This window comes from Rhizobacter sp. P2_H2 (genome assembly GCF_056403375.1).
The window spans coordinates 1-3,003 of the sequence record NZ_JBFUFP010000682.1 but is presented as its reverse complement, the minus strand read 5'-3'; the positions used below and the strand labels follow the sequence as shown (position 1 = coordinate 3,003).

6 protein-coding genes are annotated in these 3,003 nt (G+C 68.1%); all 6 read left to right on the top strand.

Annotation, left to right across the window (positions count from 1 at the left end; translation table 11 throughout):
- Positions 1-278: DbpA RNA binding domain-containing protein (locus AC1D15_RS24635; RefSeq protein WP_477828040.1), on the top strand; the 278-nt coding region annotated here is incomplete at its 5' end.
- On the top strand, positions 275-592 hold the full coding sequence (locus tag AC1D15_RS24630; protein ID WP_465113191.1) for a 2Fe-2S iron-sulfur cluster-binding protein: 318 nt from the start codon (positions 275-277) through the stop codon (positions 590-592). The genes AC1D15_RS24635 and AC1D15_RS24630, both read left to right, overlap by 4 nt.
- Positions 589-1,074 carry a DUF2127 domain-containing protein gene (locus AC1D15_RS24625; protein WP_477828039.1) on the top strand — a complete coding sequence of 162 codons (486 nt, stop codon included), beginning with the start codon at positions 589-591 and terminating at the stop codon, positions 1,072-1,074. Before AC1D15_RS24630 ends, AC1D15_RS24625 begins: the two co-directional genes overlap by 4 nt.
- A gap of 132 nt (positions 1,075-1,206) precedes the next feature.
- Positions 1,207-1,407, top strand: coding sequence for a hypothetical protein (locus tag AC1D15_RS24620; protein WP_047511412.1), 201 nt, complete (start codon positions 1,207-1,209; stop codon positions 1,405-1,407).
- 47 nt (positions 1,408-1,454) lie between these two features.
- Positions 1,455-2,381, top strand: coding sequence for a peptidylprolyl isomerase (locus AC1D15_RS24615; RefSeq protein WP_477828038.1), 927 nt, complete (start codon positions 1,455-1,457; stop codon positions 2,379-2,381).
- Between the two features lie 178 nt (positions 2,382-2,559).
- Positions 2,560-3,003, top strand: a 444-nt coding sequence (locus tag AC1D15_RS24610; RefSeq protein WP_477828037.1) for a hypothetical protein, incomplete at its 3' end; no start/stop codon positions are given.

Here is a 3,003-nt window from a genome sequence, read left to right as displayed (position 1 = left end):
CGCCGAGCGGCGGCGGGCCGCTGACCGCGGCGATGCGCACGCTGCAGATCCTCGGCGGGCGCAAGGACAAGATCCGCCCCGGCGACGTGCTGGGCGCGTTGACCGGCGAGGCCGGCTTCACCGCGGCGCAGGTCGGCAAGATCCAGGTCGGCGAGTTCTCGACCTACGTGGCCGTCGATCGCGCGATCGCGAAGCAGGCGCTGCAGCGGCTGAACAGCGGCAAGCTGAAGGGCCGCAAGGTGAAGGTGAGGTTCCTGGACGAGGCATCGGCCGAATGAGCGGCGGTGAAGCCGGCAGCGCCGCGCCCTTCGAAGCCGTCGTCGAGCCAGGCGGTTTCCGCTTCGCGGCGCCTGCGAAGCAAGGCTTGGTGAAGTCGGCGCAGCTCGCCGGGCTGCGGCTGCCGAGCTCGTGCCGCAACGGCACCTGCCGTGCCTGCATCTGCAAGCTCGTCAGCGGCCGCATCGAGTACCCGATCGAGTGGCCGGGCCTGAGCGCCGAGGAGAAGGCCGAAGGATTCATCCTGCCGTGCGTGGCCCAGCCGCGCAGCGATCTCGTGATCGATGCGCCCGCCGCGCGGCCGCTGACGTCATGAGCGCCCGCCCCCATCCGCCGCGCACGATGCAACTGGTCGCGCTGTTCGAGGCGATCAAGGGCCTGGCCGTGCTGGCCGGCGGCTTCGGGCTGCTGTCGCTGCTGCACCGCGACGTGCGGCACCTGGCCGAGGCGCTGGTCGCCGGGTTGCACCTCGACCCGGACCGGCACTTCCCGCACATCTTCCTGGAAGCCAGTTCGCAACTCACCGATGCACGGCTGTGGCTGCTGGCCGGCCTGGCGGCGCTGTACGCGAGCGTACGGCTGGCCGAAGCGTATGGCCTGTGGCGCGGCTACCGCTGGGGTGCCTGGCTGGGCGCCGCGGGTGGTGCGATCTACGTGCCGGTGGAGCTCTACGAGTTGCTGCAGCATGTGAGCGCGCTGCGCGTCGCGACGCTGCTGCTGAATGTTGCGGTCGTGGTCTACCTGCTGTGGATGCTGGAGCGGCAACGGCGCGCGGAAACGGTCATCAACGTCGGATAGCGGCGCTGCGGCCCCCAAGCCGAACAGACAGATACCCGCCCTTTACCTCGCAGCAACGCGGGCGCGTCAACATCGAGGCGACGGCACCCGTTGTCATGGCAAGGCCGCTGTACGGCCTGCAGGAGACCCCCGATGAAACGCTTTCTGAACCGCCGCATGTTGGGCCTGGTCGGCATCGTTGCCGTGACGCAATTGCTGAGCGCCTGCATCGTCGTGCCACCCCGTGGCTACCGCCAGCGCACCGTGATCGTCGAACCGGCGCCGTACTACGGCCCGGGCCCCGGCCGCGACTGGCGTGACCACGACCGGCGCGACTGGGACGGCCACCGCTGATTCGGGGCTGATATCGTGGCCGCTCCCTGTTCTCACGGAGTCGGCCCATGTTTCTCTCGCGTTCCGTTCCGCGCGCGCTCTGCGCCGCACTGGCTTTCATCGCGACGCCGTGGGCCGGGGCCGCGCCACCGACCGTCGCCGAGGTGATCGAACGCTCGGCCGCCAGCGACTGGCGCCCGCTGGCGCCGGCCGACACCGTCGTGATGGAGCTCGCCGATCCGCGCAGCGGGCCGATCGTCATCGAACTCGCCCCGCGCTTCGCGCCGCGGCACGTCGAGAACATCCGCACGCTGGCCCACGAGGGCTTCTTCGACGGCCTCGCGGTCGTGCGCGTGCAGGACAACTACGTCGCGCAATGGGGCGACCCGGATGCCGAATCGGCCGACAAGGCCCGGCCGCTGGGCAGCGCGCATCGCAAGCTGCCGGCCGAGTTCTCGGTGCCGCTGAAGGGCCTGCCGCTCACCCGGCTTCCCGACCTCGACGGCTGGGCCCCGGTGACCGGCTTCGTCGACGGCATGCCGGTGGCGGCCGATCCGCGCAGCGGCCGGGCCTGGCTGACGCACTGCTACGGCATGGTCGGCGCGGGCCGCGACATGGCGGTCGACAGCAGCAACGGCAGCGAGCTGTACGCGGTGATCGGCCAGGCGCYGCGCGGGCTGGACCTCAACATCACGCTGGTCGGGCGGGTGCTGCAGGGGATCCAGGAACTGGCCTCGCTGCGGCGCGGCACCGCGGAGATGGGCTTCTACGCGCAGCCCGACCAGCGTGGCGGCATCCGCCGCGTGCGGCTGCTGGCCGACATGCCCGATGCCGAACGGCCGGCGCTCGAGGTGATGCGCACCGGCACCGCGACCTGGCGTGCCCTGCTCGAGGCCCGGCGCGTGCGGCGCGAGGAGTGGTTCGTGCACAGCCCGCGGCACATCAATGTCTGCAATGCGACAGTGCCGGTGCGGGTGAAGAAAACTTCTGGGTAGTCGGGCCGCGCAATGGGGTAGGCCATGAACCCGATGGAACTGTTTGTCCTGCGGCGTGACACAGGCTGCAATTCATCATCGGGCGAGAAATGTCATGCTCCTCTTCAGGAAGATCCGGGAGTTCGTGTCTCCCACAACGCAAAGAAACGCACAGCCAGAGCGTGAGACAAGAACATCGTTGAAGTTCCAACGAAGCCGTTCGACTGAGCATCTGGAAGCACTTCTGCCTGAATCGACGCAACCCGGGAAAGCCGCGAGACGGTGGTCGCTACCGATCCTGAAGCCTCGAGAAACAGCCACCGAGAAGGAAATACGCCGCACTCGCAAGAACATGCAATCTGTCGCTGCGACCCTCAATGTGTTTTCCCCCGACCAGCGGCCCTTGATGTTGGATCTGGCCGGTCAACTGGCCAAATACAAGGACATGGTCCCGACCACGTCGGTGGTCATCTCTGATGATGAGCAAAGTTTCTGCGCCATCCGATTCGAACTGCAGGCGCACRGCGGCGGCAACATCGTGGTCGTGGAACAGACCGTACGGCATCGCGACATGATCGACATCAGGCGGGAGCCTGCTCTCACCTTTTCACCACAGCAGCTCAAACAAGGCAAAGCTCAGTTG

Coding starts and splice junctions, on each gene's coding strand:
- AC1D15_RS24630 (WP_465113191.1), top strand. CDS start 275: ATGAGCGGCGGTGAAGCCGGCAGCGCCGCGCCCTTCGAAGCCGTCGTC.
- AC1D15_RS24625 (WP_477828039.1), top strand. CDS start 589: ATGAGCGCCCGCCCCCATCCGCCGCGCACGATGCAACTGGTCGCGCTG.
- AC1D15_RS24620 (WP_047511412.1), top strand. CDS start 1,207: ATGAAACGCTTTCTGAACCGCCGCATGTTGGGCCTGGTCGGCATCGTT.